This is a genomic window from Streptomyces sp. CAI-85, from assembly GCF_013363615.1.
In the GTDB taxonomy this organism is placed as follows: domain Bacteria; phylum Actinomycetota; class Actinomycetes; order Streptomycetales; family Streptomycetaceae; genus Streptomyces; species Streptomyces antibioticus_B.
The window spans coordinates 13,378-28,385 of sequence record NZ_JAANNX010000034.1 but is presented as its reverse complement, the minus strand read 5'-3'; the positions used below and the strand labels follow the sequence as shown (position 1 = coordinate 28,385).

Annotated in this window: 17 protein-coding genes; 7 read left to right on the top strand and 10 right to left on the bottom strand. The window is 70.3% G+C overall.

All coding sequences use genetic code 11. The features are described 5' to 3' along the window. Positions 1 to 66: 66 nt before the first annotated feature. Positions 67 to 429, top strand: coding sequence for a four-helix bundle copper-binding protein (locus G6W55_RS26900; protein WP_030792825.1), 363 nt, complete (start codon positions 67 to 69; stop codon positions 427 to 429). A gap of 66 nt (positions 430 to 495) precedes the next feature. On the opposite strand, the gene G6W55_RS26895 is transcribed toward G6W55_RS26900, so the two are convergent. Together G6W55_RS26895 and G6W55_RS26890 are read right to left on the bottom strand one after the other, a co-directional pair. Beyond that, positions 496 to 1,161 (bottom strand): HAD-IA family hydrolase, encoded by a 666-nt coding sequence (locus tag G6W55_RS26895; protein ID WP_309243823.1) that lies wholly within the window; start codon positions 1,159 to 1,161, stop codon positions 496 to 498. Further along, positions 1,154 to 2,440 (bottom strand): LCP family protein, encoded by a 1,287-nt coding sequence (locus G6W55_RS26890; RefSeq protein ID WP_175523395.1) that lies wholly within the window; start codon positions 2,438 to 2,440, stop codon positions 1,154 to 1,156. Before G6W55_RS26890 ends, G6W55_RS26895 begins: the two co-directional genes overlap by 8 nt. Positions 2,441 to 2,559: 119 nt before the next feature. On the opposite strand from G6W55_RS26890, the gene G6W55_RS26885 reads away from it, so the two are divergent. After that, positions 2,560 to 3,117 carry an acyl-CoA thioesterase gene (locus tag G6W55_RS26885; protein ID WP_175523394.1) on the top strand — a complete coding sequence of 186 codons (558 nt, stop codon included), beginning with the start codon at positions 2,560 to 2,562 and terminating at the stop codon, positions 3,115 to 3,117. Between the two features lie 76 nt (positions 3,118 to 3,193). On the opposite strand, the gene G6W55_RS26880 is transcribed toward G6W55_RS26885, so the two are convergent. After that, the gene (locus G6W55_RS26880; protein ID WP_175523393.1) at positions 3,194 to 3,745 is read right to left on the bottom strand and encodes a hypothetical protein; all 552 of its coding nucleotides are present in this window, start codon (positions 3,743 to 3,745) and stop codon (positions 3,194 to 3,196) included. 144 nt (positions 3,746 to 3,889) lie between these two features. On the opposite strand from G6W55_RS26880, the gene G6W55_RS26875 reads away from it, so the two are divergent. Beyond that, positions 3,890 to 4,921: a site-specific integrase gene (locus G6W55_RS26875; RefSeq protein ID WP_175523392.1), complete on the top strand. Its 1,032-nt coding sequence runs from the start codon at positions 3,890 to 3,892 to the stop codon at positions 4,919 to 4,921. 148 nt (positions 4,922 to 5,069) lie between these two features. Here G6W55_RS26875 and G6W55_RS26870 read toward each other — a convergent pair whose 3' ends face one another. Continuing rightward, positions 5,070 to 6,227 carry an acyl-CoA dehydrogenase gene (locus tag G6W55_RS26870; protein ID WP_078633706.1) on the bottom strand — a complete coding sequence of 386 codons (1,158 nt, stop codon included), beginning with the start codon at positions 6,225 to 6,227 and terminating at the stop codon, positions 5,070 to 5,072. 214 nt (positions 6,228 to 6,441) lie between these two features. On the opposite strand from G6W55_RS26870, the gene G6W55_RS26865 reads away from it, so the two are divergent. Beyond that, a complete protein-coding gene (locus G6W55_RS26865; protein WP_175523391.1) occupies positions 6,442 to 7,785 on the top strand; it encodes a UDP-glucose/GDP-mannose dehydrogenase family protein in 1,344 nt (447 codons plus the stop codon). 127 nt (positions 7,786 to 7,912) lie between these two features. Here G6W55_RS26865 and G6W55_RS26860 read toward each other — a convergent pair whose 3' ends face one another. Beyond that, positions 7,913 to 8,419 (bottom strand): CGNR zinc finger domain-containing protein, encoded by a 507-nt coding sequence (locus G6W55_RS26860; protein ID WP_175523390.1) that lies wholly within the window; start codon positions 8,417 to 8,419, stop codon positions 7,913 to 7,915. Positions 8,420 to 8,563: 144 nt separating this feature from the next. Between G6W55_RS26860 and G6W55_RS26855 the strand changes: the two genes are divergently transcribed. Together G6W55_RS26855 and G6W55_RS26850 are read left to right on the top strand one after the other, a co-directional pair. After that, positions 8,564 to 8,923 carry a VOC family protein gene (locus tag G6W55_RS26855; protein ID WP_078633708.1) on the top strand — a complete coding sequence of 120 codons (360 nt, stop codon included), beginning with the start codon at positions 8,564 to 8,566 and terminating at the stop codon, positions 8,921 to 8,923. 37 nt (positions 8,924 to 8,960) lie between these two features. Further along, positions 8,961 to 9,362, top strand: a complete 402-nt coding sequence (locus tag G6W55_RS26850) for a VOC family protein (RefSeq protein ID WP_175523389.1) — start codon at positions 8,961 to 8,963, stop codon at positions 9,360 to 9,362. 72 nt (positions 9,363 to 9,434) lie between these two features. On the opposite strand, the gene G6W55_RS26845 is transcribed toward G6W55_RS26850, so the two are convergent. From G6W55_RS26845 to G6W55_RS26830, 4 genes are read right to left on the bottom strand one after another with little or no spacing between them, the layout of a single operon-like run. After that, entirely contained in the window at positions 9,435 to 9,608 is a 174-nt protein-coding gene (locus tag G6W55_RS26845; RefSeq protein ID WP_375372476.1) for a type II toxin-antitoxin system Phd/YefM family antitoxin, read from the bottom strand. A 34-nt stretch (positions 9,609 to 9,642) separates the two neighbouring features. After that, positions 9,643 to 10,821 (bottom strand): dipeptidase, encoded by a 1,179-nt coding sequence (locus G6W55_RS26840; protein WP_175523388.1) that lies wholly within the window; start codon positions 10,819 to 10,821, stop codon positions 9,643 to 9,645. Positions 10,822 to 10,826: 5 nt separating this feature from the next. Further along, positions 10,827 to 11,351 carry a 5-(carboxyamino)imidazole ribonucleotide mutase gene (gene purE, locus G6W55_RS26835; RefSeq protein ID WP_175523387.1) on the bottom strand — a complete coding sequence of 175 codons (525 nt, stop codon included), beginning with the start codon at positions 11,349 to 11,351 and terminating at the stop codon, positions 10,827 to 10,829. Then, positions 11,348 to 12,487, bottom strand: coding sequence for a 5-(carboxyamino)imidazole ribonucleotide synthase (locus G6W55_RS26830; RefSeq protein ID WP_030792767.1), 1,140 nt, complete (start codon positions 12,485 to 12,487; stop codon positions 11,348 to 11,350). Before G6W55_RS26830 ends, purE begins: the two co-directional genes overlap by 4 nt. Positions 12,488 to 12,709: 222 nt before the next feature. On the opposite strand from G6W55_RS26830, the gene G6W55_RS26825 reads away from it, so the two are divergent. Beyond that, entirely contained in the window at positions 12,710 to 13,258 is a 549-nt protein-coding gene (locus G6W55_RS26825) for a GtrA family protein (protein WP_175523386.1), read from the top strand. A 430-nt stretch (positions 13,259 to 13,688) separates the two neighbouring features. Here the strand turns inward: G6W55_RS26825 and G6W55_RS26820 are convergent, their stop codons facing one another. Then, a complete protein-coding gene (locus G6W55_RS26820; RefSeq protein ID WP_175523385.1) occupies positions 13,689 to 14,963 on the bottom strand; it encodes a HAMP domain-containing histidine kinase in 1,275 nt (424 codons plus the stop codon). Positions 14,964 to 15,008 lie beyond the last annotated feature (45 nt).

Sequence of the window (15,008 nt, the reverse complement as noted above, 5' to 3'; positions counted from 1 at the left end):
GTAGGACGGAAGGGCAGGCAGGGCCCGGGGCCCGCCCGGGCGGCCTCTCACCCCGCAGGAGGAGCCATGACCCAGTCCGGATCCATGACGACCATGACCCAGGAGATGCAGGACGCCGTCCAGGCGTGCATGGCGTGCCACGGCGTGTGCGAGGAGACCATGAGCGCCTGCATGAACATGGGCGGCCAGGCCCAGATGCAGATCATGCGCGCGCTCATGGACTGCTCCGAGACGACCCGGATGTGCGCCGACATGATGATGCGGCGTTCGCCGCTCGCCGCCGAGATGTGCGCGATGTGCGCCACGGCCTGTGACATGTGTGCCGAGGCGTGTATGTCCATGCCGGACGATCCGCAGATGATGCGCTGCGCCGACTCCTGTCGCCGCTGCGCCGAGATGTGCCGCGCGATGGCGGGCGCCACGATGTGACACCGCCGCGCGACCGCTCGGGGGCGCCCCCGCGGGTGCCCCCGAGTGCTGCCGTCCGGGGCCGGCTCAGCCGAGGAGCGGCGCCAACTCCCGCTCAAGGTCGGCCGCTTCGCGGAAGTGGACGGCGCGCATGCCGAGCGCGGCCGCGGCCGCCACGTTCTCCTCGGTGTCGTCCACGAACAGGCACCGCTCGGGCCGTGCGCCCGCCCTGGCCGCCGCGAGGTGCAGGATGCGCGGGTCGGGCTTGGCGAGCTGGACACGGGCGCTGCTGACGACGTGGTCGGCGAGTTCGGACAGGCCCAGGGCGTCGAGGTCGCGCTCCAGGCCGAGGGTGGCGTTGGAGACGAGGACCACCGGCACCCGGACCCGGGCCCGGCGCAGCAGGGTCACCACGGCCTCGTCGGCGTGGAAGGGCGACTCCAGGAGGGCGGTGCCCAGGGCCCAGCCCGTCTCGTCGTCCACGAGTCCGGCGAGGCCCTCGGCGATGGCCGCCACCCACTCCTGCTCGGTGATCCGGCCCAGCAGGAGCGGTCCGTCGACCTCCGGGGAGAACGCCACCTTCTTGGTCGTGCCCTCCGCGAGGCCCGCGGCGCGCTCCAGCGCCTCCAGGTGGGCGGAGTCGAAGTGCCGTATCACGTTGTCGACGTCGCACAGGACGGCGTCGAACGGCGGTCCGGTGGAGGGCACCGGTCCGATGGCGGGCGCCGGTCTGGCGCCGGGGGTGTCAGCCACCCGAGACCGTCACCTTCTCGTCGTTCTTGAGCTGCTCGACCAGCTTTTTCACCTTCGCCTTGTCCCAGACGAGGTTGCCGCCGGTGGAACCGGAGATCGGCATGTTCATCGACTTGCCGTCGCCGCTGTTGACGCCCTTCATCGCGAAGAACATCGAGCCCAGGTCGTACAGGCCCATGTCCTTGTCGACGATCAGGGTGTCCAGGCCCGCGCTCATGGTCGGGTAGAGCTTGAACGGGTTGAGGACCGTGCCCGGGGTGGCCACCTGGTTGGCGAGGGCGGCGAGGAACTTCTGCTGGTTCTTGGTGCGGTCCAGGTCGGAGCCGGCGAGCGCGTACCGGGTGCGGACGAAGGCGAGGGCCTCCTGGCCGTCCAGGGTCTGCTTGCCCTTCTTGAAGTCGGCGCCGGACTTGGTGTCCTTGATGTCCTGCGGGATGTCCATCTCGACGCCGCCGACGGCGTCCACGATGTTCGCGAAGCCGGCGAAGCCGATCTCGACGTAGTGGTCGATGTGCAGGCCGGTGTTGAACTCGACGGTGCGCACGAGGAGTTCGGGGCCGTCCTCGGCGTAGGCGGCGTTCAGCTTGGTGTGCCGGCCGGTGCCCTTGTACGTCTTGCCGGACTCGGAGCCGACGAAGGACGGTATCTCCACGTCCGAGTCGCGGGGCAGCGAGATGAGGGTGTCGCCGTTGGACCCGGTGTGCAGGATCATCATCGAGTCGGTGCGCTTGCCCTCGGCGGAGCCGGTGTGCAGCTTCTTCTTGTCCTCGGCGGACATGCCCTCACGGCTGTCGGAGCCGACGATGAGGAAGTTGGTGCCCTCGCCGGCCTCGGGACGGTCGATGACCTTGGAGAGGTCGACCTCGCGCTTGAGCTTGCCGTCGGCCCAGAAGTAGGTGCCCACGGTCGTCACGACGAGGACGCTCACGACGGTGATCGCGGTCCACTTGATGCGCCGCCGCCAGTTCGGCGCGGGGCGCGGGGCGGAGCCGTAGGGGTCCTCCGGGCCGGGGCCGCCCGGGCCGCCGGGACCGCCGTAGACCTGGCCCGTGTTGTAGCCGCTGTCGTAGCCGGTCTGCCGGGCGTCGGTGTAGTCGCCGTACCCCTGGCCGTTGACGTACGACGGCTGCTGGGGAACGCCGGCGCCGTGCGGCGGGGCGGCGGGGCCGCGCCGGACCTGCCGCATGACGCGCGCGCTCTCGGGCTGTGCGGCGGCGCTGCCGTTTCCGTACCGGGAGCCGCGGTCGCTGTCGGACCATCCCTCGGGCCAATCGTTCATGCGGACCAGTGTGCAGGCAGCGGCTGTGTCCCCCATAGGGGCGTCGGAAAATCACAGCCCCGCTGTTGCCAAGCTGACACAAAGTTCCGGCTTGTCCCCCTCGGCATAAGGTGGAGGACATGACAGACCAGGTCACCGCAGCGGACTCGGACACCCCGGACATCCCGGGCAAGCCCACGTCCGCGTCCCGCACCACGCTCAGCCACATCATGACCCACAACGACACCAACCTCCTGGGCACGGTGCACGGCGGTGTGATCATGAAACTCGTCGACGACGCGGCGGGCGCCGTGGCCGGACGGCACTCCGGCGGTCCCGCCGTCACCGCGTCCATGGACGAGATGGCCTTCCTCGAACCGGTCCGCGTCGGCGATCTCGTCCATGTGAAGGCCCAGGTCAACTGGACCGGCCGGACCTCGATGGAGGTCGGCGTCCGGGTCCTCGCCGAACGCTGGAACGAATCGGCGCCGCCCACCCAGGTCGGCTCGGCCTACCTGGTCTTCGCGGCCGTGGACGCCGACGGCAAGCCGCGCACGGTCCCCCCGGTCCTCCCGGAGACGGAACGCGACGAACGCCGCTACCAGGAGGCCCAGATCCGCCGCACCCACCGCCTGGCCCGCCGCCGGGCGATCCGGGAACTCCGGGAGCGGCGGTTGGCGGAGGGGTACGAGCACTGACCCTTGTTGAGAACGTGCCGCGGCCACCAGCAACAGCCGGTCAAACAACCGAAACCAGCATAAAGAGAAATGCGGTTCAGTCACCTTGACTGCCTGCTTCGGCCAATTCCGCAAGTGCCGTTCTGGCCTTGCCCGTCAACTCTCCACCCGCCTTACCAGCAACCGTGGTCAAGAAACCGTCCCTTCTGGCCCGTTTCAGGTGATCCTTCACCGTCTCAGGTCGGCGGCCGATGAGCCGTGCCAGCCAAGGAATGGGCGCGGGAGTTCCAGAATCCGCCATGGCGGTATACGTGGCAACAAGCAGGGCCAAGTACCGGTCTGAGACGCCTTCGCCTTCTAGGGCGAGCCCCGCCGCCTCTCCCATCCCATTCAGCTTCCCCGCCGCTTCCTCCAACGTTCGCCGGGCTTCGGGAGCCTGCCTGGCCAACTCCAGGGCTGCGGCCACATCGAGCCTGCGCAGGACAGTGGTCGAGATACCCCGAGCCACCTCACGAGCAGGGGCGTCTTCGCCCGACTCGATGATGATCCGCTGCGGCCCGCCGTTGACCGGCCCCACGGGCCACCACATACGGACCACCCAGGCGCCCTGCCGCTGAGTGATCTCGAACCCACTGCCATCCGCTTCCATATCACCCAAGTTAACACACCCAGGGGGTCCCACCCTGGGTTGACAACACAGGGTGGCCAGTGCGCACACTTGAGAACGCCGGAGAGTGACCGGCGCGACGGCGGGGCGGGCCCGTGCGTCGCCGGCAGCAGGAGGGGGCCGCCAGTGACAAGGGCGACGTCTTGGTACGACCCGCACGGCAAGCAACCCGTGACGCACGTGTGGGAGCAGTGGACGAATCAAAGAAAGTTGGAGAACAGTACAAGGAAGCAATACCGGTCCATCCTCAAGACGACCATTCAGCCGTTCTTCAAAGCACGCTCCATCGTGTCCTTGAGAAGCGCTGATGTTGAGCAATGGCTCTTGTGGATGGAGCATGACCGAAGGCTGTCCGCCCGCACACGGCGTCAGCGGTTCTCGTTCTTCTCCGGGATGATGGACTGGGCTGTCGTCAACGAGATCGTCGGCCGGAACCCGTGCAAGCAGGTCAAGGGCGCGGGCAGCCGTACCAAGGAGATCCGGGAGCAGAAGAACACCGCAAGGCGGCTCACGACGCGGGAAGTTCTGGCGATGCTGAACGCCGCTCCTGCGCGATACCGCGCAATGCTATGGCTCATGGCAGGGTGCGGCCTGCGGGTGGGTGAGGCCATGGCGGTGTCCCGCGATCAGGTCGACTTCAAGGCCGCGACACTTCGTGTGGACTTCCAGATCGCGGAGGACGGAGACACCGAGTCGGGGAAGAACAGCGCGATCCAACGTCGGCACATCAAGGCTCGTGAAAAGGACGAGCCAGGTCGTACGGTCCCCCTTCCACCGAACGTCGCGATTGAGCTTCGACGGCACATCAAGAACCACGGCGCATGGGGGCCGGAGCGTCTCCTCTTCCCCAACGTGACGCGGACCGGCTATCTCTACGCGTCCTACTTCTACCCGAAGATCTGGATGGAGGCTCTGGGCAAGGGGCAGGTGAACTACTGCAAGACGCACTCACTCCGGCACTACTACGGGTCACGACTGCTGTATGCCGGCGTCCCCGAGAACGACGTGGCCGACTGGATGGGCCACAGCAGTACGGACGTGCTGCGGGAGCACTACCACTACATCTTCGAAGGGTCCGAGCAGCGCGGCCGGGACGCCATCGCAACAATGTTGACCCCTGGTGCCGACGATCCGACGGAGGCATCAGAGGTCGCCTGATCCGTATGACGACAGCCCCCGGCGTCGCGCCGGGGGCTGTGTTGTTTGTACAGGTCAGCGACCGCCCTCGGTCCGCCATCTACCCGGAAATCCCCGGCATGGCGCCCAGAACGACCCTTCCAAACAGCTCTGACCTGCGAAAACCCTACTAGGGAAGGTTCCTTGCCATCACGATGCGCTGGACCTGGTTCGTTCCTTCATAAATCTGTGTGATCTTCGCGTCGCGCATCATGCGCTCCACCGGGTAGTCGCGGGTGTAGCCGTAGCCGCCGAGGAGCTGGACGGCGTCGGTGGTGACCTCCATCGCGACGTCCGAGGCGAAGCACTTGGCGGCCGCGCCCTGGAAGGTGAGGTCGCTGTCGCCGCGCTCGGACTTGGCGGCGGCCGCGTAGGTGAGCTGGCGGGCGGCCTCGATCTTCATGGCCATGTCGGCCAGCATGAACTGGATGCCCTGGAAGTCGGCGATCGGCTTGCCGAACTGCTTGCGCTCCTGGACGTAGCCCTTGGCGTAGTCGAAGGCGCCCTGGGCGACACCGAGGGCCTGGGCGGCGATGGTGATGCGGGTGTGGTCCAGGGTGGCCATCGCGGTGGCGAAGCCGGTGCCCTCCTCGCCGATCATGCGGTCGGCGGGGATGCGGACGTTGTCGAAGTAGACCTCGCGGGTCGGGGAGCCCTTGATACCGAGCTTCTTCTCCGGGGCGCCGAAGGAGACGCCCGGGTCGGACTTCTCGACGACGAAGGCGGAGATGCCCTTGGAGCGCTTGGTGGGGTCGGTGACGGCCATCACCGTGTAGTACTCGGAGACGCCCGCGTTGGTGATCCAGCGCTTCACGCCGTTGAGGATCCAGTGGTCGCCGTCGCGGACCGCCTTGGTCTTCATACCGGCCGCGTCGGAGCCCGCGTCGGGCTCGGAGAGGCAGTACGAGAACATCGCGTCGCCCTTGGCCAGCGGGCCGAGGTACTTCTTCTTCAGCTCCTCGGAGCCGGAGAGGATCACCGGGAGCGAGCCCAGCTTGTTCACCGCGGGGATCAGCGAGGAGGACACGCAGGCGCGGGCCACCTCCTCGATGACGATCACCGTGGCGAGGGCGTCCGCGCCCGCGCCGCCGTACGTCTCGGGTACGTGCACGGCGTGCAGGTCGCTCGCCACGAGGGCGTCCAGCGCCTCCTGGGGGAAGCGGGCCTCCTCGTCCACCGCGGCGGCGTACGGCGCGATCTTCGCCTCGGCCAGTGAGCGGATGGCGTCGCGGAGCATGTCGTGCTCCTCGGACGGGCGGTACAGGTCGAAGTCAGCCGATCCGGCCAAGGTCTCTCACGCTCCATGAACGCTGGGGTGATCACGCTAATTACCGTTAAGTAACTCAAATTTTAAGGCTCCGCCCGTGCCCGTGGCACGTGAGGTGGGCAACAAGGCGGAACGAGGCGCGGTCCGGGCCCGGGAAACCGCCCGGTGAGAGGGCCGTCCCCGCCCGACTATGCTCAGGCAGCGCGCATCCCCGGCTTTTCTTCCTGGAGCATCCATGAGCCTCAAGATCACCGTGATCGGCACCGGCTATCTCGGCGCCACCCACGCCGCGGCCATGGCCGAGCTGGGCTTCGAGGTGCTCGCCCTGGACGTCGTCAAGGAGAAGATCGAGAAACTGGAGCGCGGCGAGACCCCGATGTACGAGCCGGGGCTCGAAGAGCTGCTGCGCCGGCATGTCGCCGGGATCGAGGGCTCCACCGGACGGCTGCGCTTCACCCAGGACTGGGCCGAGGTCGGCGCGTTCGGCGATGTGCACTTCGTCTGCGTGAACACACCGCAGAAGCACGGCGAGTACGCCTGCGACATGTCGTACGTCGAGTCCGCGATCGGCTCACTGGCCCCGCATCTGTCCCGGCCCGCGCTGGTCGTCGGCAAGTCGACCGTGCCGGTGGGTTCCGCCGACCGGCTGGCGGCGACGATCGCCGAGCTGGCCCCGGCGGGCGCGGCGGCCGAGCTGGCCTGGAACCCGGAGTTCCTGCGCGAGGGCTTCGCCGTCGACGACACCCTGCACCCGGACCGGATCGTCGTCGGCGTGCGCAGCGAGCGCGCCGAGAAGCTGCTGCGCGCGGTGTACGCCACGCCGGTCGCGGAGGGGTCGCCGTTCGTCGTCACCGACTTCCCGACGGCGGAGCTGGTGAAGACCGCCGCGAACTCCTTCCTGGCCACCAAGATCTCCTTCATCAACGCGATGGCCGAGGTGTGCGAGGCCGCGGACGGCGATGTGGCCAAGCTCGCCGAGGCCATCGGGTACGACGACCGGATCGGCAAGAAGTTCCTGCGGGCCGGGATCGGCTTCGGCGGCGGCTGTCTGCCCAAGGACATCCGGGCGTTCATGGCGCGCGCCGGTGAGCTGGGCGCCGACCAGGCGCTGACCTTCCTGCGCGAGATCGACTCGATCAACATGCGCCAGCGCGGGCAGATGGTGGAGCTGGCCCGCGAGGCGCTGGGCGGCGGTTCGTTCCTGGGCCGGCGGGTCGCGGTGCTCGGCGCCACCTTCAAGCCGGACTCCGACGACGTGCGCGACTCGCCCGCGCTGAACGTGGCCGGGCAGATACACCTCCAGGGCGGCCAGGTGACCGTCTACGACCCGAAGGGCATGGAGAACGCCCGCCGGGTCTTCCCGACCCTCGGGTACGCCGACACCGCGCTGGACGCCGTCCGGGGCGCCGATGTCGTCCTGCATCTGACCGAGTGGCGGGAGTTCCGGGAGCTGGACCCGGTGGCGCTCGGGGAGGTCGCGTCGGTGCGGCTGATTCTCGACGGGCGCAACGCGCTGGACCCGGCGCTGTGGCGGGCCGCGGGCTGGACGTACCGGGCGATGGGACGCCCGACCGCCTGACGCATTCCTGCGGCGTACGCGTGCCGTACGGACGACGCCGGTTCGGCCGAGGCTCAGTCGGCCGAACCGGCGTCTGCGTGCATTCTGCCGCACGTGGCCGGTACATGGCGTAAGAACGTCTTGTGGATCACGCTTCCCGGGCCCGGTAGCGGCGCATCTTGGCGCGCGCTCCGCACACCTGCATCGAGCACCAGCGGCCGCGTCCGGCCGGGCTGCGGTCGTAGTACGCCCAGTGGCAGGTGGGCGCCTCGCACGCCTTGAGCCGGTCCCAGGTGCCCGCGACCAGCGCCTCCGCGACGGCGGCGGCGACTCGGGAGAGCAGCGGGTCCGGGTCGGTGGGGGCGAGCCGGGCCGAGCCGTCGTGCGCGTCGACCGTCACGCGGAGCGGGGCGGCCGCGAGCAGGTCGCCGAGCGGAGTCACGGCGCGGTGCGGCGGGTGGCCGGCGTGGGCCAGCAGGGTGGCGCGCAGGGACTCGCGCAGGGCGCGGGCGGCGGGGAGTTCGTCGTCGGCGAGGCCGAGCCGCGCCCGCCCTTCCGCGGTGTCGAGGGCGTCGGCGCCCGACTCCAGGTCCAGGGTGTTGACCAGGGACTCGACCAGGGCCAGCCCTCCCGGCGCGGGCGCTCTCTCGCTCATGGCCGCACGCTACCTCCCGGTCCGGCAATCCCCTTGCGAGGTTACCGCCACTACGGGAGCATGGGGTAACGGTTACCGGTTACCCGTCTCAGCAGGTAACCCCAGTGTCCCCGTATCCCCGTATCCCCGTATCGAGGAGGAGTCATGACTGTCGCCAAGCTGGGTGCCGTCGTCCTGGACTGCCCCGACCCGCGCGCGCTCGCCGGTTTCTACGCCGAGGTGCTGGGCGGCACCGTCGAGGGCGACGAGGAGTGGGTGGACCTCAAGGTGCCGGACGGGCGGACGCTCGCCTTCCAGGCCGCCCCCGGGTTCGTCCCGCCCGCGTGGCCGGCGCCCGAGCAGTCCCAGCAGTTCCATCTCGACCTGACCGTCGAGGACCTGGACGCGGCGGAGCAGTCGGTCCTGGCGCTGGGGGCCAAGCCGCTCGACACGGACGACCGCTCGCGGAGCTGGCGTGTGTACGCGGACCCGGCCGGGCACCCGTTCTGTCTGTGCGCCTGCTGATCCGGCGGTCGCGCGTCCACCGGCCGAGGAGGGCCCCATGCCGCCCGTAGTCCGTTTCCGTTCCGTGGTGCTCGACTGCCCCGATCCGGGCGCGCTCGCCGCCTTCTACGCGGCGTTCCTGGGCGGGACACCGGAGGCGGAGGAGGGCGGCGGGGACTCCTGGTACGTCCTGCGGATCCCCGGCGGCCCCCGCCTCGCGTTCCAGCGGGTCGAGGGCTACACCCCGCCCGAGTGGCCCCGCGCCGACCGCAACCCGCAGCAGTTCCACCTCGACCTGGACGCGGGCACCACCTGGGCGGAGGTGGACGCGGCCGAGGAACGGGTACGGGAGCTGGGCGCCCGCCCCCTGGACCTGGAGAACCGCGAGAAGAAGGACTTCGTGGTGTACGCCGACCTGGCGGGCCACCCGTTCTGCCTGTGCCGGATCGAGCAGCCCTGAGGGGACGGGGCGGCTGTCAGTCGCGGTAGTGGTACCGGGCCTTGAGGATCTTCACGTTCGTGTCGTCACTCGTCACTCGTCACCCGACAGGGCGCGCGGTTCCGCCGACGTCGTGGGGACCGCGGCGGAACCCTCCTTGTCGCGCGCGACCGCCTCCATGAGACGGCGGGCGTTGGCAGGAGAGCGCAGCAGGTAGCTGGTCTCCTGCCAGGACTCGTGGTCGTCGGCGGACATGAGAACGCTCATGGTCGTGTGCAACCCTCCTGGAGCCCTACCGGACTCAGCCGTCCAGCGACTCGATCGTCGCGTGGGACGGGCCGCGGGTGGTCTGAAGGGCGCGGGAGACGTCCTCCGCGGCGCCCAGGACGCGGACCGCGTTCTTCCAGGTCAGCTTGGCGAGGTCGGCGGTGGACCAGCCGCGGTCGAGGAGTTCGGCGATCAGGTTGGGGTAGCCGGAGACGTCGTTCAGGCCGTCGGGGGTGAAGGCCGTCCCGTCGTAGTCGCCGCCGATGCCGAGGTGGTCGATGCCGGCGGCCTCGCGCATGTGGTCCAGATGATCGGCGACCGTCGCGACGGTGGCGACCGGGCGCGGGTTGGCCTCCTCGAAGGCCCGGTGGACCTTCATCGCCTCGGCGGTGGTGTCCAGGTCGAAGAAGCCGTGCGCGCGCAGGTTCTCGCCGGCCGCCGCGGTCCACTCGACGGCCGCCTGGAGCACGAACTTGGGCACGAAGGTGACCATCGCCATGCCGCCGTTGGCGGGCAGCCGCTCCAGGACGTCGTCGGGGACGTTGCGCGGGTGGTCGCAGACGGCGCGGGCCGAGGAGTGGGAGAAGATCACCGGCGCCGAGGAGGCGTCCAGCGCGTCCCGCATGGTCGTCGCCGCGACGTGCGAGAGGTCCACCAGCATGCCGAGCCGGTTCATCTCGCGGACGACCTCGCGGCCGAACGCCGACAGACCGCCCACGCCGGGCTCGTCCGTCGCGGAGTCCGCCCAGTCCACGTTGTCGTTGTGGGTGAGCGTCATGTACCGCACGCCCAGCTCGTACAGGCCACGCAGGGTGCCGAGCGAGTTGGCGATGGAGTGCCCGCCCTCGGCGCCCATCAGCGAGGCGATACGGCCCTGCTCGCGCGCCGTCTCCATGTCGGCGGCGGTCAGCGCGGCGCGCAGGTCGGCCGGGTGGCGGTCGATGAGCCGGCGTACGCAGTCGATCTGCTCCAGCGTCGCCGGGACCGGGTCGGGCAGGTCCGCGCGCACGTACACCGACCAGTACTGGGCGCCGACGCCGCCGGCCCGCAGCCGGGGGATGTCGGTGTGCAGGTGGGCGGCCTGGGAGGTGGCGATGTCCCGGGCGTCGAGGTCGTAGCGGACCTGCTCGCGCAGGGCCCAGGGCAGGTCGTTGTGCCCGTCGGCCACGGGGAACTCGGCGAGCAGTTCCCTGGCCCGGTCCAGCGAGGTCATCCGCGTCACTTCCCGAAGCCGAAGCCGCTGCCGGCGTTCTCGGCCTTGGCCCGCAGTCGCTTGCCCTTCTCGGTGGCCTGGTCGTTCAGCTCCTGCTGGAACTCGCGCATCCGGCCGAGCAGTTCCTCGTCGTGGGAGGCGAGGATGCGGGCGGCGAGCAGGCCCGCGTTGCGGGCGCCGGCGACGGAGACGGTGGCGACGGGGACACCGGCCGGCATCTGCACGATCGACAGCAGGCTGTCCATGCCGTCGAGGTACTTCAGCGGGACCGGGACGCCGATCACCGGCAGCGGGGTCACCGAGGCGAGCATGCCGGGCAGATGGGCCGCGCCGCCGGCGCCGGCGATGATCACCTTGAGGCCGCGCTCGGCCGCCTGCTCGCCGTACGCGATCATCTCGCGGGGCATGCGGTGCGCGGAGACGACGTCGACCTCGTACGCGATCTCGAACTCGTCCAGGGCCTGGGCGGCGGCCTCCATCACGGGCCAGTCGGAGTCCGACCCCATGACGATGCCAACAACGGGGCTCATTCGGTGATCGTGCCTCTCAGGTAGCCGGCTGCGTGACGGGCGCGCTCCAGCACGTCGTCGAGGTCGTCGCCGTAGGTGTTGACATGTCCGACCTTGCGGCCGGGCTTCACGTCCTTGCCGTACATGTGGATCTTGAGCTGGGGGTCGCGCGCCATGCAGTGCAGATACGCGGAGTACATGTCCGGGTAGTCGCCGCCCAGGACGTTGACCATTACGGTCCAGGGGGCGCGCGGGCGCGGATCGCCGAGCGGGAGGTCGAGGACCGCGCGGACGTGGTTGGCGAACTGGCTGGTGATCGCGCCGTCCTGGGTCCAGTGGCCCGAGTTGTGGGGGCGCATCGCCAGTTCGTTGACGAGGATGCGGCCGTCGCGGGTCTGGAACAGCTCGACGGCGAGATGGCCGACGACGCCGAGTTCCTTGGCGATCGTGAGCGCCATCTCCTCGGCCTTCAGCGCGAGCGCCTCGTCGAGGTCGGGGGCGGGCGCGATCACGGTGTCGCAGACGCCGGCGACCTGCCGGGACTCGACGACCGGGTAGGCGACGGCCTGGCCGTGCGGGGAGCGGACGACGTTGGCGGCCAGCTCCCGGACGTAGTCGACCTTCTCCTCGGCGAGCACGGGGACGCCGGCGCGGAACGGCTCCGCGGCCTCCTCGGCCGAGTCGACGACCCAGACGCCCTTGCCGTCGTAGCCGCCGCGGACCGTCTTGAGGACGACGGGGAAGCCCTCGCCCTCGGCCGCGAAGGCGGCCACGTCGGCCGGGTCGGCGACGATGCGGTGCCGTGGGCAGGGCACGCCGATCGCGTCGAGCCGGGCCCGCATCACGCCCTTGTCCTGGGCGTGCACGAGCGCGTCCGGGCCGGGGCGGACGGGGATGCCGTCCGCCTCCAGGGCCCGGAGATGTTCGGTGGGTACGTGTTCGTGATCGAAGGTGATCACATCGCAGCCCCGCGCGAAGTCACGGAGCGTGTCGAGGTCGCGATAGTCGCCGACGACGACCTCGCTCACCACCTGCGCCGCGGAATCCTGCGGGGTGTCACTGAGGAGCTTGAACCTGATGCCGAGCGGGATGCCCGCCTCGTGTGTCATACGAGCGAGCTGACCCCCGCCGACCATGCCGACTACCGGGAACGTCACGCCCCCAGGGTATCGGCCGCGCCGGTGCGGCCGGATCCCGTGCCGTTCCGGCCGGCCGTCGCGGGTCTCTTACCGTCCGCTTTCCGCGCTCACACCGGGCGTTTCCCGGGTTCTCGCCCTCTCGTGGCCCGACCCGTGAGTCCGACCACAGGAAACCGGCGGGGGTCGTGGTTAGCATGGCTGGGTTGACGAAACCGAACCCGGACGGGGGCCTGTACGACCATGGCACATGGTTCCTCGGGGCAGTCGTCGGTGCATTCGTCCAGGTTGCGGCGCCTTTTCCGCGAGCTGGCGAAGTTCGGTGCCGTGGGTGGCGCGGGGCTTCTGGTCAATCTGGGCGTCTTCAACCTCGTCCGTCAGGTCACGGACCTGCCGGTGGTCCGCGCGAGCGTCATCGCGACGGTCGTGGCCATCATCTTCAACTACATCGGGTTCCGGTACTTCACCTACCGTGACCGCGACAAGAGCGGCCGGACCCGGGAACTGACCCTGTTCCTGCTGTTCAGCGTGGTCGGCCTGGTCATCGAGAACGGCCTGCTGTTCACGGCGACGTACGGCTTCGGCTGGGACACCCCGCTCCAGAGCAACATCTTCAAGTTCCTCGGCATCGGCGTCGCCACCCTGTTCCGCTTCTGGTCCTACCGCACCTGGGTCTTCCGCACCCTCCCCGCGAAGGAGACGGTGGCCCGCGCGGAATCCATCCTCGTGGCCGAGAGCTCCCGCGTAACCCGCCAACAGCCCCGCAAGCCGAAGGCCCGCCAGCGGGCCTGAGCACGAGCCCGGGACCAGGTCTGGGGCCGGGGGCGGTGCTGTGTCCGAGGCCGCGTCGAGTGTCCGGGCCCGCGTCGAAAGGACGAGGCCGAGCCCCAGGCCGGGGCGGAGCCCGGAGTCCAGGGCGAGAGCCGGGGCGGGCCCGGGGCTGGGGCCCAACCGGAGTCCGGAGCCGAGCCAGAAGCCGAGTCCTGGGCAAATGCCGGGACCGAGGCCGATTCCTGGCCCGCCGAGGCTGACGGCGAGGCCGGGCTCGGAGGTGAGGGCGAGGCCGAGCGCGTGGCCGGGGCCGGGCCCAGTCCTGGCCGGGGGCCGAGCGAGCAGGCAGGCCGTGTCGGAGCCCGGGGCCGAGACCGGGCCCAGCCCTCGCCGGGGGCCGAGCGCGCAGGCAGGCCGCGTCGAAGCCCTGGGTCGAGCCCGCAACGCCCCCTCACCTCACCGTCGTCTCGCCGTTCTCCGGGGACTTTTTCGAAGGGGCCGTGCGGGAGAGGAAGAGGCCGAAGACCGGGGGGTGGACCTGGAGCATTTCCAGGCGGCCGCCGTCGGCTTCCGCCAGGTCGCGGGCGACGGCGAGGCCGATGCCTGTCGAGTTGCGGCCGCTGATGGCGCGCTCGAAGATGCGGGCGCCCAGTTCGGTGGGGATGCCGGGGCCCTCGTCGGTGACCTCGATCACGGCCTGGTTGCCGGTGACGCGGGTGCGCAGGGCGACCGTGCCGCCGCCGTGCATCAGGGAGTTCTCGATGAGCGCGGCCAGCACCTGGGCGACCGCGCCCGGGGTGCCGACCGCCCGCAGATGCCGTTTGCCGGAGCTGACGATGGCCCGGCCCACCCCGCGGTAGGCGGGGCGCCACTCGGCGAGCTGCTGCTGGATGACCTCGTCGAGGTCGAAGGTGACCGCGGAGCCGGTGCGCGGGTCGCGGGAGTTGGTCAGCAGGCGTTCCACGACGTCCGTGAGCCGCTCGACCTGGGTGAGCGCGATCGTCGCCTCGTCCTTCACCGTGTCCGGGTCGTCGGTGAGGGTGATCTCCTCCAGCCGCATCGACAGCGCGGTGAGCGGGGTGCGGAGCTGGTGGGAGGCGTCGGCGGCGAGCCGGCGTTCGGCGGTGAGCATCCGGGCGATCCGCTCGGCCGAGGAGTCCAGGACGTCGGCGACCCGGTCCAGCTCGGGGACGCCGTAGCGCTTGTGGCGGGGGCGCGGGTCGCCGGAGCCGAGGCGTTCGGCGGTCTCCGCGAGGTCGGTCAGCGGGGACGCGAGCCGGTTGGCCTGCCGGATGGCGAGCAGCACCGCCGCGATCACCGCGAGCAGCGCCACCAGCGCGATGATCAGCAGGGTCCGGCCGACCTCCCGGGTGACCGTGGAGCGCGGCTCCTGGACCAGGACGCTCTCGCCCTCCTCGCCCTTGGCCGTGGACTCGATGACGTCGCCGCCGGGCTTGCTGCCGACCTCGATGGGCGCCCGCCCGGGGATGCGGACCACGGCGTACCGGTCCTGCGCGACCTGGTCGCGCAGTATCTCGGAGGTGACGTCCTCCGCCCCCACCAGTCTGCTGTCCACGATGCTGGCCAGCCGCAGCGCCTCGGAGTCCACCCGCTCCTGGGCGCTGTTGCTGATCGTGCGGGTCTCCACGATCACGAGCGAGACCCCGAACACGGCGATGACGACGAGGACGACGGCGAGGGTGGACTGGATGAGACGACGGCGCACGGTGCTCTCCGCAGCGGTGGGTCGGCGAACCGGGGCGGGACCCGG